20 protein-coding genes and 1 riboswitch are annotated in these 23,286 nt (G+C 42.6%); of the genes, 16 read left to right on the plus strand and 4 right to left on the minus strand.

All coding sequences use genetic code 11. From position 1 onward, the window contains the following. The first annotated feature begins 158 nt into the window (after window positions 1-158). The 4 genes from CE058_RS20210 to CE058_RS20225 all read left to right on the plus strand — a co-directional run bounded on the left by CE058_RS20210 (window position 159) and on the right by CE058_RS20225 (window position 8,847). Window positions 159-1,361, plus strand: a complete 1,203-nt coding sequence (locus tag CE058_RS20210; RefSeq protein ID WP_163144839.1) for an MFS transporter — start codon at window positions 159-161, stop codon at window positions 1,359-1,361. A 625-nt stretch (window positions 1,362-1,986) separates the two neighbouring features. Then, window positions 1,987-4,734: a dynamin family protein gene (locus CE058_RS20215; RefSeq protein ID WP_163144840.1), complete on the plus strand. Its 2,748-nt coding sequence runs from the start codon at window positions 1,987-1,989 to the stop codon at window positions 4,732-4,734. Window positions 4,735-5,156: 422 nt separating this feature from the next. After that, the gene (locus CE058_RS20220; protein ID WP_163144841.1) at window positions 5,157-7,952 is read left to right on the plus strand and encodes an ATP-binding protein; all 2,796 of its coding nucleotides are present in this window, start codon (window positions 5,157-5,159) and stop codon (window positions 7,950-7,952) included. A 67-nt stretch (window positions 7,953-8,019) separates the two neighbouring features. Next, complete coding sequence (locus CE058_RS20225) at window positions 8,020-8,847, plus strand: CheR family methyltransferase (RefSeq protein WP_204260560.1); 828 nt, start codon at window positions 8,020-8,022, stop codon at window positions 8,845-8,847. Between the two features lie 70 nt (window positions 8,848-8,917). Here CE058_RS20225 and CE058_RS20230 read toward each other — a convergent pair whose 3' ends face one another. Then, entirely contained in the window at window positions 8,918-10,060 is a 1,143-nt protein-coding gene (locus CE058_RS20230) for a PP2C family protein-serine/threonine phosphatase (RefSeq protein WP_163144843.1), read from the minus strand. Window positions 10,061-10,395: 335 nt separating this feature from the next. On the opposite strand from CE058_RS20230, the gene CE058_RS20235 reads away from it, so the two are divergent. The 5 genes from CE058_RS20235 (at window position 10,396) to CE058_RS20255 (ending at window position 15,527) form a co-directional block, all read left to right on the plus strand. Then, window positions 10,396-11,760 carry an aspartate kinase gene (locus CE058_RS20235; protein WP_163144844.1) on the plus strand — a complete coding sequence of 455 codons (1,365 nt, stop codon included), beginning with the start codon at window positions 10,396-10,398 and terminating at the stop codon, window positions 11,758-11,760. Window positions 11,761-11,948: 188 nt separating this feature from the next. Further along, a complete protein-coding gene (locus CE058_RS20240; RefSeq protein ID WP_163144845.1) occupies window positions 11,949-12,587 on the plus strand; it encodes a glycosyltransferase in 639 nt (212 codons plus the stop codon). Window positions 12,588-12,720: 133 nt separating this feature from the next. Continuing rightward, a complete protein-coding gene (locus CE058_RS20245) occupies window positions 12,721-13,908 on the plus strand; it encodes an MFS transporter (RefSeq protein WP_163144846.1) in 1,188 nt (395 codons plus the stop codon). A gap of 167 nt (window positions 13,909-14,075) precedes the next feature. Beyond that, a riboswitch (glycine riboswitch) is annotated at window positions 14,076-14,176 on the plus strand. 138 nt (window positions 14,177-14,314) lie between these two features. Next, window positions 14,315-15,181, plus strand: a complete 867-nt coding sequence (gene purU, locus CE058_RS20250; protein WP_163144847.1) for a formyltetrahydrofolate deformylase — start codon at window positions 14,315-14,317, stop codon at window positions 15,179-15,181. Window positions 15,182-15,404: 223 nt separating this feature from the next. Then, window positions 15,405-15,527 (plus strand): FbpB family small basic protein, encoded by a 123-nt coding sequence (locus CE058_RS20255; RefSeq protein ID WP_163144848.1) that lies wholly within the window; start codon window positions 15,405-15,407, stop codon window positions 15,525-15,527. 238 nt (window positions 15,528-15,765) lie between these two features. Here CE058_RS20255 and CE058_RS20260 read toward each other — a convergent pair whose 3' ends face one another. Continuing rightward, the gene (locus tag CE058_RS20260) at window positions 15,766-16,083 is read right to left on the minus strand and encodes a hypothetical protein (RefSeq protein WP_163144849.1); all 318 of its coding nucleotides are present in this window, start codon (window positions 16,081-16,083) and stop codon (window positions 15,766-15,768) included. Between the two features lie 313 nt (window positions 16,084-16,396). Between CE058_RS20260 and CE058_RS20265 the strand changes: the two genes are divergently transcribed. The 5 genes from CE058_RS20265 (at window position 16,397) to CE058_RS20285 (ending at window position 20,783) form a co-directional block, all read left to right on the plus strand. Further along, on the plus strand, window positions 16,397-18,151 hold the full coding sequence (locus tag CE058_RS20265; protein WP_163144850.1) for an alkaline phosphatase D family protein: 1,755 nt from the start codon (window positions 16,397-16,399) through the stop codon (window positions 18,149-18,151). A 15-nt stretch (window positions 18,152-18,166) separates the two neighbouring features. Further along, window positions 18,167-18,373 (plus strand): twin-arginine translocase TatA/TatE family subunit, encoded by a 207-nt coding sequence (locus CE058_RS20270; protein WP_061792687.1) that lies wholly within the window; start codon window positions 18,167-18,169, stop codon window positions 18,371-18,373. Between the two features lie 173 nt (window positions 18,374-18,546). Continuing rightward, window positions 18,547-19,542, plus strand: a complete 996-nt coding sequence (locus CE058_RS20275; RefSeq protein WP_163144851.1) for a hypothetical protein — start codon at window positions 18,547-18,549, stop codon at window positions 19,540-19,542. A 318-nt stretch (window positions 19,543-19,860) separates the two neighbouring features. Further along, on the plus strand, window positions 19,861-19,986 hold the full coding sequence (locus CE058_RS20280; protein WP_163144852.1) for an FbpB family small basic protein: 126 nt from the start codon (window positions 19,861-19,863) through the stop codon (window positions 19,984-19,986). Between the two features lie 14 nt (window positions 19,987-20,000). After that, on the plus strand, window positions 20,001-20,783 hold the full coding sequence (locus CE058_RS20285; protein WP_163144853.1) for a TerC family protein: 783 nt from the start codon (window positions 20,001-20,003) through the stop codon (window positions 20,781-20,783). A 70-nt stretch (window positions 20,784-20,853) separates the two neighbouring features. Here CE058_RS20285 and CE058_RS20290 read toward each other — a convergent pair whose 3' ends face one another. Beyond that, a complete protein-coding gene (locus CE058_RS20290) occupies window positions 20,854-21,381 on the minus strand; it encodes a GNAT family N-acetyltransferase (RefSeq protein WP_227889040.1) in 528 nt (175 codons plus the stop codon). A 143-nt stretch (window positions 21,382-21,524) separates the two neighbouring features. On the opposite strand from CE058_RS20290, the gene CE058_RS20295 reads away from it, so the two are divergent. Together CE058_RS20295 and CE058_RS20300 are read left to right on the plus strand one after the other, a co-directional pair. Continuing rightward, window positions 21,525-21,662 carry a hypothetical protein gene (locus CE058_RS20295; protein WP_163144854.1) on the plus strand — a complete coding sequence of 46 codons (138 nt, stop codon included), beginning with the start codon at window positions 21,525-21,527 and terminating at the stop codon, window positions 21,660-21,662. 131 nt (window positions 21,663-21,793) lie between these two features. Further along, on the plus strand, window positions 21,794-22,642 hold the full coding sequence (locus tag CE058_RS20300) for a TVP38/TMEM64 family protein (RefSeq protein ID WP_163144855.1): 849 nt from the start codon (window positions 21,794-21,796) through the stop codon (window positions 22,640-22,642). Window positions 22,643-22,699: 57 nt separating this feature from the next. Here the strand turns inward: CE058_RS20300 and CE058_RS20305 are convergent, their stop codons facing one another. Next, entirely contained in the window at window positions 22,700-23,071 is a 372-nt protein-coding gene (locus CE058_RS20305) for a PaaI family thioesterase (protein WP_163144856.1), read from the minus strand. Between the last annotated feature and the right edge of the window lie 215 nt (window positions 23,072-23,286).

The following is a 23,286-nucleotide window of genomic DNA, read 5'->3' on the forward strand; positions in this document are numbered from 1 at the left end:
GGCCCGAAAAGAAGAACAAAGACTAAGAACGCCACGTCCTGTGGCAACGTCTTTGTGACCCACTTCCTGTGGGCCTCAACTAACAATCAGTGTGGGATAAGGAAAACCCCACTGATTGAAGTTTCACTTTATCATTTTCTTTAATAGATGAAAGGGGGATGCACTTGGAAAAGGCTGCAAAAGAGACTTTATGGACAAAGTCTTTCATTATGCTGATGGTTGGGAATTTGTTTGTTTTTATGTCGTTTCAGATGCTGATTCCAACATTGCCTCCATATATAAAGTCCATTGGGGCGACTGGTCTTGAAATTGGGCTGGTAACGGCACTGTTTTCGATTGGAGCCGTTTTGAGCAGGCCTTTCATCGGATTCATGCTGGAATATAAAGCAAGAAAGCAGCTGGTATTGATTGGGGCAGCAGCGCTTTTGGCAATAACCATTATTTATCCGCTTTCAAGCGTGGTGATGATTTTTCTGTTGTTCCGATTCATTCATGGCCTTGCATGGGGCTGGTCAACTACTGTGAATGGGACAGCGGCTGTAGACGTAGTGCCTAATTCCAGGCTCGGAGAGGGAATGGGTTACTATGGCCTGAGCGTTACGATTGGAATGATCATTGCTCCAAGTCTTGGAATCTATCTATATCAGATTACTTCCTTTACAAATCTTATTTTTATCTCAAGCGTACTAGGGGTGATTGCCATTGTGCTCCTGGCCATTGTCCGCTATGAAACGCCTGAGGCTGTTATGAAAACAAGGAAAGAAGATCTTAAATTCTCTTATCTGGGCTCTTTAGTTGAAAAATCCAGCTGGTTTCCTGCGTTCATCACAATACTTGTGACCTTTGGATATGGCTCCATCGTAACGTTCATCGTTATTTTTGGCGAAGAGCGGGGCATTGATCAGATATTCCTTTTCTACCTGTTTAATGCGATTATGGCATCGTTATCAAGGCCGGTTGCCGGAAAGTGGTTTGACCAGCGGGGGCCGATGGGGCTCGTGCTGCTGTGCACGTTCCTGACTTTCATAGGAATGTGGGTACTTTCCTTCGCTCATTCGAATTTGTTTATTATCATTAGCGGAATCTTGTTTGGAATTGGTTTTGGCTCATTGATTCCTACTCTGCAGTCCTGGACGTTATCAATGACACCATCCAACCGGCGCGGTGTGGCAAATGGAATGTTCTTCTCCTCCATCGACCTTGGCATTGGACTAAGCGGGCTTGTATTTGGGGTGCTTGCACAGTTTGTGGAAACGGCGGCGCTCTTCCAAATATCAAGTGTGTTCCTGATTCTGGGCATGGCTGTTACAGTCATCTATGGGAAACGGCGCCGGGCCGCCCGGCCGCAGCAAGCCTCATAATGAAGAATGAAAACTGGCAGGCAGGAATATATATTTCTGTCTGCCAGTTTTTATTTTGATTTGAGGTGGTATTAATAGAGAGAAGGTGATTCTAACTATTAAAAATATTACACAGGAATACAGCAATGTTTCAAAAATGATAGATAAATGAAATTTTTTGCAGAAAAATTTTTGCTACAATATAAGGATAAAGGATGAAAATTGGCGTATTATGCGTTTTTTTAAAAGATAAGAAGGTAAATCCTGAAGTTAGATTACTGTCTAGCTCCAGGCGCCATCGGCTCGAGGTCATAAGCTTGTCTTGTTTCCGCTCCTAGGGACTCGAGGTCATAAGCCGCTCCCTTCCAGAAGGAAAAAACACCTTCTTACAGGGACCGTCTTATGCTAGTCGTCCCTGGGCAGTCGCCTCAACATTTCTTTCAATCCGTCCAAAAGGTTAAAGAACAACCTTTCAGCCGGCTCGTCTTATGCTTGTCGCCGATAGGCGGGCGCCTTCCGCTTTTCTTATAAAGTATGCTGATAAAGCCCTATGAAATTAGGAAATCAGCATGCTGGATCAATAAAATTCTTTTAAAAGACGCCGCCTTTAGGCGGACTTTTAAAAATAGCACTGCGGGGGATCAAGATGACTTTAGAGAAGAAGCTAATCAGCAAAACCTTTTATAAGACCTTCATGGAATCTAATGAAAATGTGCATCCGATCAGGGTTTTGGGTGAACTGTATGTGGCTGAGCAGCAGAACGAGGTGCCTGATTTAACTAATATCCGCTTCGCCCAGGGTGAAGTCTATTTCCTTAACAAGGATTATGAAGCGGCCATTTTTAAATGGGAAAGCATTCCGAATGAATTGGGGCCGTGGGCTCAGAAAAATATGGCTGATGCCTATTTTGAATTAGATCTGCTTTCAAATGCAGAGGACTTTTATAAATCGATTGAAACAGATTCAGAGGTGTTAAAGACCGAAGTGCTTCTCCAGCTGTTTTCACTTTACATACAGCGAGGCAAGCTTGAATTGGCTGTTGAATCCATTAAAGAGGCGGTCCGGCTAAATCCGGATTATCCGGATGTGACCGATCTTGGACGAGGGTTCTTTGAAGAACACAGTGATTGGGGAAATGCAGTGGAGCTGGCTGTCAATGAAGCAATTAGGACGGAATCACTATCCTGGTTTGAAGTTCTTCATTCGTATGTGGAACAGGGGCGGACAGCAAAAATGGAGCCGAACTATTTCAGTGAGGCGCTTTCGGTGTTATACCGTGCAGATCAGGCTCACTTTGAAGGTTTATCAGCGGCTCTGTGGGTCAGCTACAAGAAATCTGACCTGTATTTCTCATGGCTGAAAGAATATAATCATCTTCTCCTGAATATGGAGCCGGGACGCTCACATACATGGAGCGTGCTTTCGGAGCTTTACAAAGAAACTTATCTTGAATTGATCAGCGGCAAGCAATTAATCCGGGATTTATCCCATCTGATTCCAAATCACATAACGAATTGGGTAAAGATAGCTGCCCCTTCTCATTATCTTGTTTCGGCATCGGCAGTGCTGGCATGGAGTGAAATATTTCCATCCAATATTGATTCTTCTGCTGTCACTGAAGCAGAAAGCCTTGTGAACCGTTCTGTACGTTATCAGGAAGGTCTGGAGGAAAGCTTTAAGCTTTTCGAAAATATCATGAAATGGGCAAAGGAAAAAGGTGTCCTGATGGGTGAGCGATTTGAATGGATGGTCCGTGAGCTCCTTGATTTGGATTCCGGCCACTTGCTGATTGCCGGTGCAGCATCAAATGGAAAATCATCTTTTGTGAACACTCTTCTCGGTGAAGAGCTGATGGGGGATTCAACCTCTGCTTCAGTGCTGTTCAAGGATAGTGATGAAGCGGAAATCCATGCTATTACGGACGAGGAGGTCAGAAGCATTTCTGATCTTGAGGATTTTAGGCAAAGTGCGGAGAAAAGCCAGCAGACGCTCATACGCTGCAAGATGCCATTCAACTTTTTACAGAATAATAGACTCGCTGTCATAGATACGCCGGGTCTTGCGGGGCAGAGCAAGTTCAGAAATGGTGTGTTCCAATACCTCCATTTCGCTGACAGCATGCTATTTGTCCTGAATGCGGATTCCCCTTTGACAGATAAAGAGCTGGATCTTGCTGTAAAAATGCGAGAGCAGGCTCCGGAACTGCCTATTCATTTCCTTCTCAGTAAAATGGATCGGATTCCGGACAGCCAGGATGCCATTGAGCTTCTTGACGAAACTCAGTCCCGTGTTCATACCTATTTCCCGAATGCAAAGGTGTTTGCTTTCTCCGCCTATTATGAAAGCGAAAGCCAGCTCAATGATTTAGCCGTCTTTATCAAGTCGATGATCGATGGACAGAACCGGAAAGAAGAGCGTACAGCAAAGGTTCTTTACTATATAAAAAAATCCGTCAAATTCCTGCTTGAAAAACGTGTTGAGATGGAAAACAGCTTGATTGATACGATTAAATGGAATGAAGAGATGGTGACAAAACTAAAGGGTGCCAAGAATCAGCTGATGGATATGGAAGAAGAGAAGGTCCGGACGATTAAAAGATCGTACAGCAAGATTAAAGATGAAATGAGAGCGGATCTTGAGAAGCAGATTCCGGAACTGCTTCGGAATTGTTCAGAAATGGTGACAGAAGACAGTGATTTTGGAAAAATCCATACTGAGCTTAATGATGAAATGAATAATCGGGTACATCAATATATTGAAGATACGGTTTTGCCGGAGTTTCATGTTTCCATACAGAATTGGATTGCGGAAAGTGAAGGAGAGTTCAGAAGCAGCCAGGCATATTTGGATGAAATCAGCCAAGGCTTCAATGAGCTATACGGCGAGGAGAAAATCGCGCTGGACTGCGATTTCAGAGTCCTGGATGACTGGCGACGCGACGCTGACCGGATGACGCGCGGGAGTGTTCAGCTTGAAAAGGCCAATATTCTAAACCGCTTTTCACCATCGCAGTTCCTGCTCAAGAGTGCAGGAAAACTGCTTGGGGCGATTCAGCAGAATAAAACCATGCTCCATAATAAATATAAACAGTTCATTGAGCATGAAGACTATAGCGAAATCGCAGAATTCATCACCGATAAATTCATGCAGCAATTCGAACTCTTCGAGAAATCGCTTGAGCGGGATATTAAGATGTTCTTCAAAAATCCGTTTGACGTATTGAATCATACAGTTGAAGAGACATATACGAACATTGCGGAAAATAAAGAAGCATTAAGCGATATGCGCAAAAATCCAGAGATTTACCAGGATCCTCTTACACTATTTGACCTGAAGCTCCGCCAGTTTGAATGGATGACTTCAGCAGGGGACAGAGTTAAGGAATATCGTTAAACATTGGGAAGGAGTAATCCTTCCTCTTTTTTATGTTCTTATGTTTTTCACTGAGTTGATTAGAGCGGAAGGTGCGAGATCCTCGAAAAATACTATCGCATTTTCTTCGTGCGTTGTTTATTAAAGGAAGCTTATTCAAAGTCCTGCGGGAGTAGCGGGACAGGACAGGTGAGACCCCGCAGACGCACAGCGTCGAGGAGGCTCACCGCCCGCACCGCGGGTTTGCTGAGTGCCTGCAGCGGAAATCAACGGGCTGAATACTTAGGCTAAAAACAATAATTTATATAAAAAAGGCGAAATACAGGTTTGACCTCTAACATATAAGGGTAAAGAAGCTGGTCTATTAAAACCTTAATCTCATAAAGCATGAACATGCAAAGAAAAATGATGAAGAAAAATCGGGGGAAAGAAGGAGAGAACAGGTGAGCTTTAAAAGAAAGCAAATGATGGGATTGGGCTTAACCGTATTTTTTTTGTTTATTCTAATGTTTGTCATTCTGTCTATGGTAAACGGAATGAAAGCAAACATGCTGGAAATTGTGGAGGATCGATACTATAAGGTAAATCAGGCTACAGAGATCAGACAGCTATTTTACCAGACAGACCAGCAGCTGCTAAGTGTGCTCACCGATAAAGACTCAAGCGATTTAGCCATGACGGCTGAATTGGTGAAAGCCAACCATGAGGGGATACAAACCCGAATATTTAATTTAGAACAAGAATTAAATAGACAAAAATCCAAATTGCTTTTAAAAGAAGTGGAGCAGGCATATGAATCATATGCCCAGATGCAAAACAGCTTCATTGGATTAATGAGTAATGGTGATATGGACTCTTTGGAAGCGCTATATAGAAGTGAGAGAGAAAACCGAAACGCACTGCTGAACAAGCTGGCTGAATTTAAAGAGTATCAGGAATCCCTTATGGCGGAATCGCTGAATGGTGCAAATGACACGTACAGCCAGTTAGTATCTACTTTGGTTGCTGCGGTTGCAATAGCAATTGTTTTAATCGTTGGAGTGACGGTTTGGGTGATCAGAAGCACAGGCAGAACCATCAGTTTAATTACAAAAGGGATTAAGGATATTGATTATCAGGATCTTTCTTCCATTTCAAGGCTGAATGTCGAATCCAATGACGAAATCGGCAATATTGCGAAAGCCTTTAATTCTATGGCTGATTCCCTTGAGAATTATTACGTGAAAGAACAGCGCTATTCGGCTGAAATCAGTGAGCAAAACTGGATCCAAAGCCAGTCTGCTGCATTAGTAAGCATCTATAGCCAGCATGTGACTATAGCCAATTTGGCAGATGATTTTATATCAAGGCTGGCACCTGCCGCCGGAGCTGATCTTGGAGTCATTTATGTGAAAGATGACAACGGAAGCAAACCTGTATTTAAGAAGCAGGCTGCGTATGCAGATGGAGCGGATGATGCAGGAAGAGACTTTTTCTATGAGGGGGAAGGTTTAGCAGGGCAAACTGTCAGGGATAAGAAAACAATCTTCCTCGAGGATGTTCCTGAGGATTACAAAGTCTTATCAACTGGTTTGGGAGATGTCAGGCCGAAAAGCATCATGATGGCTCCCGTTATGCTAAAGGACGAGGTAGTGGCAGTATTGGAACTGGCGAGTTTGAGGCCGTTCACTGAAGCTCAGATCAAACTATTGGAAAAAGTAATAGAAACATTAGGAATAGCCATTACGAATATTTCCGGAAGAATGGAGATTGAACGCTTACTGGCCGAATCCCAGGCACAGACAGAGGAACTCCAGGCACAGGCTGAAGAGCTGCAATCCCAGTCTGAGGAGCTGCAGGCGCAATCTGAAGAAATGCAGAGTCAATCCGAAGAGCTGCGTATGATTAATGAGCAGCTTGAAGAGCGCTCAAGAGATGCTGAAATGAAATCCGAAGAACTTCAGGCTGCCAAGGAAGAACTGGAGGAAAAAGCAAAACAGCTGGGTTTAAGCTCAAAATACAAATCAGAGTTCCTGGCAAATATGTCCCACGAGCTGCGCACGCCTCTTAACAGCATCCTGCTTTTATCAGAAATGCTGGCAGAAGACCCGGATCAAATCCTTACTGAGGAGCAGAAAGAGTTTTCCAAGGTTATACATACATCTGGACAGGATTTGCTTGCCCTCATTAACGATATTCTCGACCTTTCAAAAGTAGAGGTAGGGAAATTGGAAATCAGCTTTGAGGAAGTCAATATGGGAGAAATGTCGCAGCGTCTGAAACAGCATTTTACACAGGTGGCAAGGCATAAAAATCTTGAATTTACTGTAAGCTCTTCGGAAGAAGTTCCTTCTGTATTCAATACCGATGAGCAGCGTCTGCAGCAAATTGTGAAAAACCTCCTTTCAAATGCATTTAAGTTTACGGAAGAAGGTTCAGTAGCAGTCACGTTTGAAAAAGCTTCAAAAGGCGATTTCTTTGGCTTGCCGTTATCCAGCTATACAAATGACTGGCTGAAAATAACAGTGCTCGACACAGGTATTGGCATTCCGTCCGAGAAGCAGGAGCTGATTTTTGAAGCCTTCCAGCAGGCTGATGGCGCCACAATGAGGAAATATGGCGGAACGGGCCTGGGATTGTCCATCTCCAAGGAATTTGCCCAGCTGCTCGGCGGTATCTGCAAAGTGGAGAGTGAAGAAGGAAAAGGAAGCCGGTTTACACTCGTTATCCCGAATCTTCCAAACGGAATGCCTGAAATAGAGGCCGGTTCGCTGGCTTTCGAAGAAGCTGCTGTAACCGTTGATCCTGTTACACAAGTGTCTGAGGCAACTGAAGCACAAGATGCTAAAGAAGATACGGAAGCAGAGCATCAGCAGACAGGAACGGAGCTTAAAGACAAAACAGTCATTGTCGTAGATGATGACCACAGAAATATTTATGCACTGAAAAATGCTTTGAAAAAAGAAGGCATGAATGTCCTTACAGCAGAAAACGGGATGCAGTGCCTCGATTTGATAATGGGTACAGAACAGATCGATATTGTTCTGATGGATATTATGATGCCGCTTATGGATGGTTATGAAACCATGAAGAGGCTTCGCGGGCTGGACAGACACCAGGATGTTCCAATCATTGCCCTTACTGCCAAGGCAATGAAAGGCGATAGGGAAAAATGCATGGAAGCGGGTGCAACGGATTATATCAGCAAGCCTTTAAAACTGGACCAGCTGCTGTCTGTTATGAGAGTATGGCTTTCATAGTTGGCAAAGAGGAGTCCGGACAACATCCGGACACCGTCAACATCATTTTATTCTCGAAAGTTGAGGAATGAAGGAATTGAAAAAGGAAGAATTAGAAATAGAATTGCTTTTAAAGGCTATATACAGTTTATCCGGATATGATTTCCGGCAATATATGCGCTCGTCAATTGCCAGGAGAATTCAAGCTCGTCTTAGCAGGGATCGGCTGCCCAGCATAACAAGCCTCACAGAAAAGGTTATACATGAAGAGGGGTACCTGCAAAAGGTACTGAGCGATTTTTCAATCAATGTGACAGAAATGTTCCGGGACCCTTCTTTTTTTAAGGCTTTCCGGAATGAGGTTGTCCCGATGCTCAGAGAATTGCCGGAGATCAGAATTTGGCATGCAGGCTGTTCGACTGGGGAAGAAGCTTACTCCATGTCTATTTTGATGGAAGAAGAGGGGCTGGGAGAGCGAACGAAGATTTATGCCACAGACATCAATGAAAAGGTGCTTAAAAAAGCAGAGAGCGGAATAATCCCGCTGCAAAAAATGCAGCTCTATACAAAGAACTACATTATGGCAGGCGGAAAAAAATCCTTTTCTGAATACTATACAACCGATTGTGAAGCGGCTTATTTGAATGCATCCCTGCTTGATCGAATGGTTTTTGCTCAGCATAATCTGGTGACTGATGGCTCCTTTAATGAGTTTCATGTGATTATGTGCCGCAATGTGATGATCTATTTTAATACAGACCTGCAAAGCCACGTTTTTAATCTTTTTAATGAAAGCCTCAGCATGGGAGGGTTTCTGGGGCTTGGCAGCAAGGAAGCGCTGCGGATGGAATACCCTGTATTCGAAGAAATCAGCCTGCAGGAAAAGATATTCAGGAAGGTTTCTCATGTAAAATAAAAACAGAGTGCGGTCCCTGTTTTGGAGGGACTGCACTCTGTTTTTATGTAAGAAATATTATGTATTCATCCTAATCTGCCTGAATAAGAACAATACACATATCATCATCAGCGCTTGCCTGCTGCTGCTTAGTCAGTATCATATCGATTGGCTCTGCTGTTCTGGCTGCATTCCAGTGAAAGGATGCGAAGTGCTGAAGATACTCACATGGATTAAGATTATTCTGCTCTACCGCTTCTTCCACCCCGTCTGTAAACAAGAGCAGCTGAATGGACTCTGTATAGGGAATAGTTTCTTTTTGTATCGTAATATCTTCGAAAAAACCCACTGCACACATATTGCTTGATAAGCTGAACATTTCATCTTTGTCTACAAGTGCATATCCGGCTGGATGTCCGGCGTTTACATACTCGATTGTTTTGTCTTTTTTATTAAGAACGAGGTAAATAGCTGTAAAATAATATGGAATTCGCTGATTGCGCTGGTTTAGGGAATTCATCCACCGATTTAGTTCGTTCATGACGTATTCAGGATCACTGCATGTTCTGATGGCATCTCTGAGAACAGAAGAGATAAACATGCATACAAGGGAAGCTGAAATTCCGTGGCCCATCATATCCAGCTGTATGGCAGCATAGCGATGTTCATCTATCTGGTGCCAGTAATACATATCTCCTGCAAGTTTGTTGGCTGGCAGGTAGGAAGCCTTTAACAGTGTATGTTCGTGATAAATCGGTTCGCTCAGCATGCTGGTTTGTACCTGCATGGATAAATCCAATTCATTCCTGATTTTATTTTCCTGCTCCTTATGCCAGTCCTTCTCATATTTAAGCCTTAAGGCAGCACGAATGCGGGCAAGCAGTTCCGTCTTATTAATGGGCTTCATTACATAATCGGTCCCGCCCGCATCAAGAGCTTCTGCAACTTTATTTGAGTCCTCCAATGCAGTTACAAAAATCACCGGGATATCCTTCAAATGTGGAATCTGCTGAAGCCGGCGGCATGCTTCAATTCCATCCATCTCCGGCATCATTATATCCATCAGGATCACGTCTGCTTTTATATCAGCTGAAAAAGGTGAATATCCCTGGAGATGCTGAAACATATCCTTTGCAGAAGAAAACGTTAAATGTTCTTTATACCCGGCGCGTTTTAATATATGTTGAATAACAAATAAGTTGGCTTGATTATCGTCCACAACTAGGATTCCCATAGACTTTTTCCCTTCCCGTGTTTTACGATTTAATTCTTTCTATAAATATCCTTAACATATACCCTATTACTTGAGAGTGAAAACCACTAATTTGAACATTTTTGGCTTTATTTAATCCAAAAAATAAATACTAATTGTAAGCGTTTTCTTTTATTTTCTTAAAATAATATTATTTAACGGTGTATTCATAGAAAACAAGTAATAATACTATATCTGAATATTTTTATGTATTTTTATGATGAACATTTGTATTTATATGGTGGAATTTTCTCTTGATTTCTGTGAGGATAAGAGTAAAATAAAGATTAAATTTTCAGAGATTGGGAGATGTCAGGATGAAAGTGGTGAAGTTCGGAGGATCTTCTTTAGCATCCGGAAAGCAAATCGAGAAGGTATTCAATATTGTAAATGCTGATCCAGAGCGAAAGATCATTGTTGTCTCGGCTCCTGGAAAGCGATTCTCAGAGGATGACAAGGTTACTGATTTATTAATCGCATGTGCAGAGAAACGGATTCAGGGGGAAGAAGCAGATGATTTGGCTGAAGCTGTATTGGATCGGTATGGCCAAATCGCTGATGAATTAGAGCTTGGTCAGGAAATTAAAGATATCATCAGGGATGATCTTTTTACGAGGCTTTCCAGTGATACGCATAATCCTGAAGTTTTCATGGATTTGATCAAAGCGAGCGGTGAAGATAACAACGCTAAGCTTGTAGCAGCCTATTTTCAGCAGCAGGGAATAGAAGCAAGATATGTGAGCCCGAAGGAAGCGGGATTGCTTGTCAGTCCGGAGCCCGGCAACGCTCAGGTGCTTCCTGAAGCATATGACAAGCTGCTTGCATTAAGGGAGCAGGACGGGATCATCATCTTTCCGGGTTTCTTTGGATATAGCAGGGATGGCCAGGTCTTCACATTTTCAAGAAGCGGATCGGATGTGACAGGCTCCATCTTGGCCGGTGCAGCCAAGGCGGATTTATATGAAAACTTTACAGATGTGGATGCGGTCTATTCGGTAAATCCCTTTATTGTAGAAAGCCCTAAAGAAATCAAAGAGCTGACATACCGGGAAATGCGGGAGCTTTCTTATGCAGGCTTTACTGTCCTGCATGATGAAGCGCTTGTACCGGCATTTCGGGCCGGAATTCCTGTGCAAATAAAAAATACGAATAATCCGTCTGCTCCCGGCACCAGGATTGTGAACGAGCGGGATAACACGAACGGACCTGTGATCGGGATTGCCAGTGATCAGGGATTCTGCAGCATCTATGTCGGCAAATACTTAATGAACAGGGAAGTCGGCTTTGGGAGGAGGCTGCTGACCATTTTTGAAGAGAATGGCCTCAGCTATGAGCATACACCCTCAGGAATTGATGACATTTCCATTATCCTGCGGGAAAACCAATTTACTGATGGGATGGAGGAAGAAATTCTGAACCGCATACAGCATGAACTCCATGCAGATGAAGTGAAAATCCAGCACAGCCTTTCACTTATTATGGTGGTTGGAGAAGGGATGCGCCAGAACATCGGAACAATGGCCCGTGCCTCCAAAGCCCTCGCTAAAGCGAAAGTCAATATGGAAATGATCAATCAGGGCTCATCTGAAGTGAGCATGATGTTTGGCGTACAGGCAGCGGATGAGGTACGTGCGGTACAGGCGCTTTATAATGAGTTTTTTGCTGCGGTGGCAGTAGTGTGATCATTTATGCGAAGGTAAATATGTTTATACGAAAAGAGCCAAAGTAAATAGGCTTTATATGCAATCAATCAAACGTTTGATTGAAAAAGCTTGGGGCATTAGTCTCGAGCTTTATTTTTTTTGTATGAAAAATCTTAGGATAATCAAAATAAGAAGGAAACTTTTTCAATTAGGAAGGAGAAAAGGATATGAAGAAATTACTGATCATAGGAATAATGCTGCTCATGCCGCTGAATATGCTGGCAGCTCCGGGCAGTGCAGCTGCACAAAAACCGTGTCTTACTCAACCAGAGGTTAAGTTTGAAAACGAATTCCGAAGACTATGGATCGACCATGTATTATGGACAAGCAACTATATTACAAGTGCCACAACTGCAGGGGCGGAGGATCAGAAGCAGGTATTGGCGCGCCTGCTTAAAAATCAGGAGGACATAGGGAATTCCATTAAGCCTTATTACGGAGAAGCTGCAGGATCTAAGCTGACAGAACTGCTTAAAGAGCATATTGTCATTGCGGGTGATATTGTGGAGGCAGCAAAGAGCGGACAGGGTGCAAAGGTGAACCAGCTGAACAAAAAATGGTATCGCAATGCCGATGATATCGCTGCTTTTCTAAGCGGAGCCAATCCAAATCTGAAAGATGAAGATGTGAAAAAACTGCTTTATAAGCATTTGGAATTAGTAACAAATGATCTGACAGCAAGTCTTGTTAAGGATTGGGAAGCAAGAATTGTTTCGATTGATGAGGGAGTGTCGCATATTATTATGATGGCAGATGCCATTTCTGATGCGGTTGTGAAGCAATTCCCGAACAAATTTAAAGGGTGACTACAAGAGGCTTCAGCTTTGCTGGGGCTTCTCTTTTTTTTCCTTTGACAAAGCAGCATGTCTCATTATAAGCTATTTAGCGTGCCGAAAAAAATAATGTAAATTTTTCACATATAGAAGGAGGGGTATCCGTTTGTCAGGAGATCAAAAGAAAAAGATGATCATTTTGATGATCAATATGTTTATTGCAATCGGAAGCTTTGGTATTATCATTCCGATTTTGCCGGCTTATTTGGAATCCATTAATCAGGGAGGAACGGCAGCAGGCCTGATGATTGCCATTTTTGCGGGTGCCCAGCTGATTTTTTCTCCTATCGCGGGAAAATGGGCTGACCAGTACGGCCGCAGAAAGATGATTATTTACGGGTTAGCTGGTTTGACATTATCCATGCTTGTCTTTTATGCAGTAGATTCCATTTGGCTGCTTTACTTTTCACGTGTCATTGGAGGCATTGGAGCTGCCTTGCTGATTCCAGCTATTTTTGCGTACATTGCTGATATTACTACAATGGAGCAGCGTGCAAAAGGGAATGGTCTTGTCTCAGCTGCAATGTCACTTGGAATTGTGGTTGGACCTGGGATAGGCGGGTTTTTGGCAGACTTCGGCTTAAAAATGCCATTTCTGATTTCAGCGCTTGTATCTCTAGTGGCTGTTCTATTCTCCATTGTGCTCCTCGAAGAAAGCAGCACATTGCAGACAGTGCCGGGAGATATGCCTGAAGAGGAACCGATGGTCAAGAAACTGGCCATGTCCGTTAAGAAGCCTTATTTTATTCCGCTTATCATTACATTGGTGATGAGCTTTGGACTAATGGCGTATGAGTCAGTTCTTGGGCTCTACCTTGATAATGAATTTGCTGCTACTCCGCAGGAAATTGCCATTATGGTGACTTCGACAGGAGTCATTAGTGTTATTGTTCAATTATTTGTAGTCGATCGTGTGGTTAATAAATTCGGTGAAGGAAAGGTATTGAATATCTTTTTGGCTGTTGCAGCGTCAGGATTCCTTGTCTCACTGTTTGCAGGAAGCTATGCACTTTTCTTCGTTATATCGCTGATCATTTTCCTTGCAACTTCCATTCTTCGACCGGTTTTGACCACGCTAATTTCAAAAATGGCCGGTAATGAACAGGGGTTTGCGATGGGAATGAACAATGCTTATATGAGCATTGGAAACGTTCTGGGGCCAACGATTGCCGGTGTACTTTATGATGTACGGATAACCTATCCGTTTGTTCTTGGTTTGGCCTTATTGATCGTTACATTGTTTATCACGATTGCCTGGCAGAAAAAGGAGCCAAAACCAAAGGCAGCTGTGTAGAGAAAGGCTTGGAGACGTTGTCTTCAAGCTTTTTTACTTTTCTTTTTCACATAATAAATCAGCTTTAATGCCAGGCTGAAATTGTGGCAATTTTGTGAAAGAAACCTAGTTCGATTGACATAAGTTAAAAAATACATTATTCTGAAAATAACAAAAATATTGAGCGGATGACGGCTGCGGGAGAGAGCATACAGTAGCCACCGAAGGAGCAAGCTTCAAAAATACCCTTGAAGCCAATCTCTCAGGTAGACAGAACCTCAGTCGGACGCATCTCTGGAGAGCGCGCATGGACTTTGCGACACCAAAGGGGTCAAACTCTCAGGTAAAAGGACAGAGAAGGGGGATAAAGAAGCCGCCTTTTTTCTGTCCTTTTTATATGGATGGCAAGGCAGTTGGAGGAATCTATATGAATACAAATATTAACGCAAACCGGGCGACATTGCTGATATCCTGTCCAGAGAGACCGGGCATCATCTCCACAGTCTCTAACTTTCTGCTGGAGCATAACGCGAACATTGTGCATTTTGACCAGCACACAACCGATCCGCTGGCAGGCATCTTCTTCATGCGGATTGAATTCGATATGAATCATTTTGATGAGTCCTTTTCAAAACTGAAAGAGGATCTGCCTGAGATGGCCAAGGAATACTCTATGGAGTGGAAGCTGAGCGGCAAAGGCGAGCGCAAGCGGATGGCCATATTTGTTTCTAAAATGGATCACTGTCTGCTCGAGCTGCTGTGGCGCTGGAAATCGAAGGAGCTCGAAGTGGATATTCCCCTTGTGATCAGCAATCATCCTGACATGAGGGAAGTGGTGGAGGGTTTTGGAATACCATATCATCATATTCCGATTACGCCCGACACTAAATCGGAAGCTGAGCAAAAGGCAGTAGAGCTGCTGGATGGAAAAGCGGATTTCATTGTGCTTGCGAGATATATGCAGATTCTTTCACCGAGCTTTATTTCCAAATATCCAAACAGGATTATTAATATCCATCACAGCTTTCTGCCGGCCTTCGTGGGAGCCAATCCTTATGCACGGGCGTTTAACCGCGGGGTCAAGCTGATTGGGGCAACTGCCCATTATGTTACAAATGATTTGGATGAAGGGCCGATCATTGAGCAGGATGTCCAGCGGGTTAACCACCGGCACACTGCACAGGATCTCAAAATTGCCGGCAGGCATGTGGAGAGGCAGGTCCTTGCACAGGCAGTCGCCTGGCATGTGCAAGACAAAGTCATAGTGCATGGCAATAAGACGATTGTTTTTTAAGAGGACTTTCAATTTTCACAAGATTTGTTGCTTAATAAATATTATTTACTGAGTTAATTGGAGCGGAAGGTGCGAGACCACGCCCGCCCCGCGAAAGCGAGCAGCCTGGAGCAGAAATGAACGGACAACATTGAAAGGCAAAAAACAACAATTATACGAAAAGAGCTTCAATAAAGATCTTGCATCAAGAAGTTACCAACATCATGAAAGAAGGTGAGCAGAAATGAAAAAGAAAAAATTATCAATGCTTGAAATGATTAAAGTTAATAGAGAAGAACTTTTAAAAGATCGCCGTGAGCTTGAGAAGATTGAAAAAAAAATAGACGATAAATATGCAAAAGCATAGTAAGAAAGGAAACCCGGCCTGGGAATAAAACAGGCCGGGTTTTTTATGAAATAAAAACGCCCAGGGAGGGAATCCCTGGGCGCCAACTTCTTATTTTTGTCTAAAAAAATCTGTGAAAGCATGATACATTTCCATACCCTGATAAAAGAACAGGCTGGAAGCTGTTAATGAAAATAACCCAATCATTAAAAATCTAATCCACATTATGTCTTCCTCCTTTAATTGTTTGGTTGGACAATTAAGGAGCGTGAATGACATAATTCGCCTCGTAGAAAATTGGAGTATAAAATATCTTTCTCCTGCGGGCAATGTGCAGAGCACTATATACAAAAAGGATAACTGTCAGAATTGTAATGGATAAAGAGATGATATCCAAAGTAAAGATATGCTTTTTGGGATCATCTTTTAATAGGAAGCTCTCGGTAAAGTCCGAAACTGTTACCGCTTTGCTTTGGTCCATTGGAATGTCATTATAATGGACACCAGGATATTGGGTAATGAGAAAGGATAAAAACACAGACAGCAGTATAAGTGGCATTACCTGGCGTTTCCTCATTCCCTCACCCCTTTTCAAGATTATAACTATCATCATAACCACTATTTATAGATTAGTAAACTAAAAGATTTTGACAGGATTCGTTAATATTCTATGTATATATTGTAAAAATAGCTGGGACAAATGATACAGGGGAACAAAGGTATTTTGGCTGCAAGCCTAGATTACAGGTGAAAGAATAACCAAATCCTTACAAAAGACCTGATAAAATAGGCAGAGGTATAGTCATTCTCCTTTACACATCTTCATATTGCTTTAAAAAATGCCTCTTATAATCAAATGTGAATCCAGATTGAATTAAGAGGTGAAGAAAATGAACAATGAGAGATCGATTGATGATTTAATCAGGAAGTTTAATGAAGAAAATCTGAAAAGGGACATTGACCGCCGGAGCTTTCTATCTGGCGCAGGGAAAATAGCAGGTTTTTCGCTGGCGCTGGCTATGGCGCAATCATTAGGGGTGGGTAATCTAAAGGTTGATGCTGCTCCTAAGTTCAGCAAATACCCTTTCACGCTCGGTGTCGCATCAGGAGATCCTCTTTCTGACAGTGTGGTTTTATGGACAAGGCTAGCACCCGATCCACTTAATGGAGGCGGGATGCCAAATCATGCTGTACCGGTCAAATGGGAACTTGCTGCAGATGAATACTTCCGAAAAGTTGTTAAACACGGGACTGAAATTGCAGTGCCGGAATTGGCGCATTCTGTGCATGTGGAGGCAGAAGGCTTAATGCCAAACACTGTTTATTATTATCGTTTTAAAAGCGGCAATGAGCTTAGCCCAATCGGCAAAACAAAGACACTTCCGCCTGCGGGTGCCAAAGTATCAGGGTTATCATTTGCATTTGCTTCATGTCAGCAGTATGAACATGGACTTTTTACAGCCTATCAGCATATGGCAAAGGAAAATTTGGATTTTGTCATTCACCTTGGCGACTACATATATGAATATGGGCCAAATGAATATATTTCACCAACAGGAAATGTCCGCCATCATAGCGGGCAGGAAATTATCTCTCTAGAAGATTATCGGAATCGCCATGCTCAGTATAAATCTGATCAGCATCTTAGAGAAGCTCATGCTGCTTTCCCTTGGGTGGTCACTTGGGATGACCACGAAGTGGAAAATAACTATGCAGGAGGGATTCCGGAAAAAGGCCAGTCAGCTGAAGCATTTATTAAACGCAGGGCAGCAGCTTATCAGGCATACTATGAGCACATGCCACTCCGGTTATCTTCCATGCCAAATGGTGATGGTATGCAGTTGTATAGGGAGTTCAGCTATGGCAGCCTGGCGTCATTCCTTGTGCTTGATTCCCGGCAATATCGGGATGACCAGGCAAATGGTGATGGCAGCAAGCCGCATACACCGGAGTCGCTTGATCCAGCCCGGACTCTCCTTGGCAAAGAACAGGAACAGTGGGTTGAAAGCAATCTTAGTACCTCCCATGCTCATTGGAATGTGCTTGCACAGCAGGTGTTTTTTGTCCAGAGGAACTTCGGGACAAGTGCTTCGCCGAAGTTCAGCATGGATGCATGGGATGGATATCCTGCTGCCAGGGAGCGCCTGGCTGATTTCGCAGCTTCAAACAATATCGAAAATCTGATCGTCCTGACTGGAGATGTTCATGCAAGCTGGGCTTCCAATATTCTAACAGACTATGATGATCCAAATGCAAAGCTAATTGGGGCCGAATTTGTCGGAACCTCTATCACATCAGGAGGGAACGGATCAGATGTGAGAGCAGATACGGAAAAGACGCTTGCAGAGAATCCGCATATTAAGTTTTTTAATAATTATAGAGGCTATGTCCGCTGCCGGGTAACACCAGAGCAATGGCGTGCGGATTATCGGGTTCTTCCATTCGTAACAGAGCCAGGAGCGGATATTTCAACAAGAGCATCATTTGTTTTTGAAAAAGATCAGGCTGGATTGAAGCAGGTTTCGGCTTCTGCTGTCCCTCAGGGAGTTCGAATATCTGCCGAGGTTGAGGAAGACCGTCATCGTGCCCATAACCGGGCACATGAAAAGCAGCTTAAGAAAAAGCACGAAAAGGTATTACATTAATAGGACGGTGAGAAGATGATTTCTAACATTGGCATTCCAGGCTTAATTCTTGTTCTTGTCATTGCCTTGATCATATTTGGGCCATCCAAGCTTCCCGAAATTGGGAGGGCGTTTGGGCGGACATTAACTGAGTTTAAAAGCGCGGCAAAAGACATAGTGTCAGATGAGGGAATGAAAGAAGAGAAAAAGCCGGCACTTTCAGATTTGAAAAGAGAAAAGTAGGGAATAAAAATACAGGTGCAAATTAGCCTGTATTTTTATGTGTATTAATATGTGAATAATTTCACATAATGTTCATTTTTGAATAATCCATAACAACAAGAAGTATATTATATTAATACTGTACTAATATTGTTTAAATAATTTTAAATGCCACCAAGGAGGCATAACAAACCATGAAAAAAATATTTCAGTTATTATTAATAATAGGCTTAGTCATGACGCCTTTTTTTACAAGCGCTCATGTGAAATGGTTCACGAATGTGGCGCCTCATAAGGAAACCATTGAAAATATATTATCACCTTTATTCATGGGACTGGCCCTGGCGGCTGCGATTGTCCTTGCGCTATTGACATTGATTATCCCAAAGACTTCACAATGGGCTAAAGTCAAAAAGCTTGATGACTGGCTCTCAGGATTCCGCAAATACAGCAGATATATCCTGAAGTATGGAACTGCTGCGGCGTTAATAATCCAGGTAACGAACGGAACATTGTTTGCGCCTGAATTTCATTTAACCAGCACGATTGCTATGATATTAACGTGGGCTGCAATTGGCTTTCTGCTAATTCCTCATCATATTTCAACAAAGGCCGGGGCCGTTATTTTACTGGGGCTGTTTGTGTACGTTACCATGCAGAATGGCATTTTCCATATGCTTGATTATGGATATTATGTTGCCATTATTGGAGTCCTGATGGTCGGCAGCACGAAGCTCGAGAAGGTTGGATTTCCATTCTTATATTTGGGCACAGGTTTATCTTTATGCTGGGTGGCTGTCGAAAAATGGGTATATCCAAGCATGTCACTGGATATTGTGGCCAATCATGGAGTCCCTACATTCGGATTTGCACCTGCTGCATTCGTTGTTATGGCTGCATTCATTGAATTTGTGGTCGGTTACCTTCTTGTAGTAGGGATTCTTAACCGTGTAGTTGGCTTCGTCGTGACAGTTATTTTCATCACTACCACAATGCTGTTTGGCATGACAGAAGTGATCGGTCATTTTATGATTCATATTGTGCTGATTATTTTCATCATTGAAGGGGTGTCTTTCTATAACCCGCCGATCAAGCTGCACAAAACTAAGGCGGATCAATTTGTGTTTGTATTCCTGAACTTTATTTTCGTCCTTGCGACATTCATTTTAATTTATTACCGATTTGCATAAGCATTGACATTTTGATGAAAATAGAATATGATTTATTTAAATAGTTGAATAGTTTCTCCTAAAGGGGAGTAGCTTTTACAGCAGAGTCGTCATTTCGGAGTTAAGAGCTCCCGGCTTTGTTGGCAACCTTAACGTTGTTAGCAAGACCTTTGCCTGTTTCGGGTAAAGGTCTTTTTGTTTTTAAAACCTTTACCGCTTGCTGGTAGAGGTTTTTTTATTGCCTGATATAGCTTGGCAATGGAAATCCTCAATCGACATAACTGCAGGGAAACAGTGCGAAGCTTTCAATACTTAAAAAACAAAGGAAAGGAGATCAGGATGAAAAAAGCTAAAGTTTCATTTGCAGAATTAATTAAGAAAAACAAGGAAGAGATGCTGAGAGATCAAGTGTTGCTGGCTAAAATTGAAAAGCGTTTAGACGAAAAATACACAAAGGTTAAATAAGGGAGGGTGTTTAGATGGAATTATCATTAATACTTGAGTACGGATGGGTGCTGCTGCTGCTTGTGGCGCTGGAGGGTTTATTGGCTGCTGATAACGCGCTGGTGCTGGCGATTATGGTAAAGCATCTTCCGGAGGAGCAGAGGAAGAAGGCTTTATTCTACGGGTTGGCTGGAGCGTTTGTTTTCCGCTTTGGATCGTTATTTGCAATTTCTTATTTAGTTGACGTATGGCAGGTTCAAGCGATCGGAGCACTGTATCTTCTGTTCATCGCGGCCAATCATATATTAAGAAAGTTTCTTGTGAAAAAAGGCGAGGAAGAAGCAGAGATTACAAAATCAAAAAAGCAATCAGGCTTTTGGCTTACGGTTTTTAAAGTAGAGCTTGCTGATATTGCTTTCGCTGTAGACTCTATTCTGGCAGCAGTCGCCCTGGCTGTGGCTCTTCCGGATTCAGGACTTGGCCATGTAGGCGGACTTGACGGCGGAAAGTTCTTTGTCATCTTTGCAGGCGGTATGATCGGATTAATCATTATGCGTTTTGCTGCTAACCTATTTGTGGATCTGCTTCACAGGAGACCTGGACTTGAGGTTGCAGCATTTGGTATTGTCGGCTGGGTTGGTGTCAAACTGGCTGTCTACACAATGTCCCATCCGGCGCTGGCGATCCTGCCTGAAGGATTTGCCAAGTCGACGGAATGGAAAGCTACTTTCTACGTAGTCTTAATTGGAATAGCATTAGCTGGATGGTTTCTTTCCAAGGAAGTACAGGAAGTGCCAGCAGAGGAAAAAGCAAGTTGATCAAGCAGGGCGGAGGTTATCCGCCCTGTTTTTTTATGAGCACAATTCAATCAAACGTTTGATTGAATACTCATGAGCCGGAGCTAGCTTGCCATTCTTCTTTCAAAATGCCCATTTCTATTAAGCTCCAATAATCATTTTTAACTTTATTGGTCTGCCTGAGAAGTCCTTCTTTTTGGAAACCTGCCTGCTCGTAAATCTTAATAGCAGGCAGATTAAAATCGAAAACTCCGAGACCGATTCTATTTAATTTCAGCTCCTGGAAGGCTAAGTTCAGGATTTGATGAATCATTTCTGAAGCATATCCTTTCCCCCGTGCTTCAGGGCGGATGAAAACTTTGCCAATCCTCGCAGTTCCGTTGACACGGTCTACTCTGCCTAGGGAAATATGACCGACAATTTCATCGTTTGCCATAACTTTGAATATATAATCCGAGCTGGTATCCAGATTCGCAGAGCGTATATACTTAGCAAGCTGCACATGATCAAGCGGGAATTCGAAATGAGCACCGCTCCACTGAATCATTAATTCCGGTGTGCTGATCCAGCTGATGAGCAAATCGAAGTCTTCTTCTGTAAAAGGTTCTAATATTACCATGGGAATCTCCTTATTATTTATCATCTAATTGTGCTTTTTTTATCTATTTTACAGAGTTCAGGAAAAATCCTTCTAAGCTATGCGTGAAATAAAAGTAATGAGTACATATTAATTTAAAGAACCATAAGAAAGGAGCAAATAAATTGTCTAGAAAAGATGAGCAAAATAAGAAACAGACACAGGGCCCAAAAGAAGAAAGGGAGCTTGTCAATGAGTTTGGAAAATATAAAGGGGATCAGCCGGTTCCGCAGCCTAAGGATTATGATGAGATAGAGTATTAGAAAAAGCAGGATAATCCCTGCTTTTTTAAATCTAAGTCTCTGGCCTTAGATTATTTTAATGCTGAGGGAGCTTAATCCTTCTTGTATTTCTTTTTAAACTATAGGTAAGAAAAGCAAGAAGGGGAAAATGTATGAATGAAAAATTTGAAGTTAGTTTGCATGGTCTTATCATTTTAATATCATTTTATATGTTGTTTAATTTTTTTCCGACACTTTTGCCTGCTTACAAATGGGTTTTTATTACAGGTATGGCTGCCATATTAGTGATGGATTTTTACTTTATTTCTGCAGGCAGGTTATCCCGGTTAAAATACAGCAGACTGGCACTAATTTATATGTTCGGTCTGCTGTTAATCGTTTTTATTACCTTTTATTTAACCAAGATACTCGTTCTGACTGATGCGTATGGGCTAGAGAGTATACTGAGGGAATATGAAGCGGAGGGAAAGCTCATCTTTTTCCTGATTTGCTTTTTACAGCCCATCCTTTTGCCGCTTCCTGAAGCCGTCACACTGCCTGCAGGAAGTGCTGTTTTCGGTCCTGCTGCCGCTGCCTTTCTTGGATTCACAGGTACACTTTTGGGGATTATTGTTATGTTCTGGACTGCAAGGATAGGGGGATTAAAGCTTGTATCGAGGTTTATAAAGGAGCGGCATCTGGACAAATACCAAAAATACATGGAGAGAAATGAAAACTCCATACTAGTACTGCTGTTTGTTATTCCGATATTGCCGGATGAGATCATTTGTGTTGGAGCAGGAATGGGTGGTGTATCATTTAAAAAATTCCTGGGAATTGCTTCTATATCTAAAATAGCAACTTCCTTGCTGCTGGCTTACTCTCTTTCATTCGCCAATACACTATCTTTATCTGGCTTACAGCTTTTATTGGTTGTTTCAATGGCGATAGGAGTATTTTACAGTGTTTTTCACTTTTATAAAAGAAGAAAAGAAGCTATTAGGATTTTCCGTAAGCTTTAAATGGTTCCTCCTATCGCTGTCAGCGAAACTACTCAGGCAACGATAGGATTAATCACTCTAAATAGATGCGAAAATTCCCGATGCTTTGGCAACAACCTGATTCTGATCGTTATAAATCAGGCAATCTGTGTGGCTGAGTGTCCGTCCTCTTTTCACAAGGTGAGCATCGGCAACTAGATATTCCCCTGTCGCCCCCTTTAAGAAACTGACCTTCAAGTCAGCGGTCACCACGGACTGCTTCTGATTTTCATCCGGCTCGAAAATATTCCCCATTGCTACATCCGCAAGAGTGGAAATGATCCCTCCATGCACCAGTCCCGCGCTGTTAATAAAGAGCGGCTGGATGGGTAAAGTGACTTTCATTTTGCTTTCACTGATTCTTTCGTAATGAAATTTCAGAAATTCATCAAAAGGCTGTTTGATTAGCATTTGCTACACTCCAATTTCTTTAAGTTAGGCTGTTTTCGCAAAGTTTGTTGCTTTATATATTTAATTTGCTGAGTTGATTGGAGCGAAAGGTGCGAGATTCTCGAAAATGCATTCGCATTTTCTTCGTGCGGTGTTTACTCAATGGAAACTTGCGGGAGTAGCGTGACAGGAGAGACCCCGCAGACGCGCAGTGTCGAGGATGCTCACCGCCCGCC

Origin of the sequence: Bacillus sp. 22-7, from assembly GCF_010628845.1 — a bacterium.
Classification (GTDB): domain Bacteria; phylum Bacillota; class Bacilli; order Bacillales; family Cytobacillaceae; genus Cytobacillus; species Cytobacillus firmus_B.

Coding starts and splice junctions, on each gene's coding strand:
- CE058_RS20210 (WP_163144839.1), top strand. CDS start 159: ATGCACTTGGAAAAGGCTGCAAAAGAGACTTTATGGACAAAGTCTTTC.
- CE058_RS20215 (WP_163144840.1), top strand. CDS start 1,987: ATGACTTTAGAGAAGAAGCTAATCAGCAAAACCTTTTATAAGACCTTC.
- CE058_RS20225 (WP_204260560.1), top strand. CDS start 8,020: ATGAAGGAATTGAAAAAGGAAGAATTAGAAATAGAATTGCTTTTAAAG.
- CE058_RS20230 (WP_163144843.1), bottom strand. CDS start 10,060: ATGGGAATCCTAGTTGTGGACGATAATCAAGCCAACTTATTTGTTATT.
- CE058_RS20235 (WP_163144844.1), top strand. CDS start 10,396: ATGAAAGTGGTGAAGTTCGGAGGATCTTCTTTAGCATCCGGAAAGCAA.
- CE058_RS20240 (WP_163144845.1), top strand. CDS start 11,949: ATGAAGAAATTACTGATCATAGGAATAATGCTGCTCATGCCGCTGAAT.
- purU (WP_163144847.1), top strand. CDS start 14,315: ATGAATACAAATATTAACGCAAACCGGGCGACATTGCTGATATCCTGT.
- CE058_RS20255 (WP_163144848.1), top strand. CDS start 15,405: ATGAAAAAGAAAAAATTATCAATGCTTGAAATGATTAAAGTTAATAGA.
- CE058_RS20260 (WP_163144849.1), bottom strand. CDS start 16,083: ATGAGGAAACGCCAGGTAATGCCACTTATACTGCTGTCTGTGTTTTTA.
- CE058_RS20265 (WP_163144850.1), top strand. CDS start 16,397: ATGAACAATGAGAGATCGATTGATGATTTAATCAGGAAGTTTAATGAA.
- CE058_RS20270 (WP_061792687.1), top strand. CDS start 18,167: ATGATTTCTAACATTGGCATTCCAGGCTTAATTCTTGTTCTTGTCATT.
- CE058_RS20275 (WP_163144851.1), top strand. CDS start 18,547: ATGAAAAAAATATTTCAGTTATTATTAATAATAGGCTTAGTCATGACG.
- CE058_RS20280 (WP_163144852.1), top strand. CDS start 19,861: ATGAAAAAAGCTAAAGTTTCATTTGCAGAATTAATTAAGAAAAACAAG.
- CE058_RS20285 (WP_163144853.1), top strand. CDS start 20,001: ATGGAATTATCATTAATACTTGAGTACGGATGGGTGCTGCTGCTGCTT.
- CE058_RS20290 (WP_227889040.1), bottom strand. CDS start 21,381: ATGGTAATATTAGAACCTTTTACAGAAGAAGACTTCGATTTGCTCATC.
- CE058_RS20300 (WP_163144855.1), top strand. CDS start 21,794: ATGAATGAAAAATTTGAAGTTAGTTTGCATGGTCTTATCATTTTAATA.
- CE058_RS20305 (WP_163144856.1), bottom strand. CDS start 23,071: ATGCTAATCAAACAGCCTTTTGATGAATTTCTGAAATTTCATTACGAA.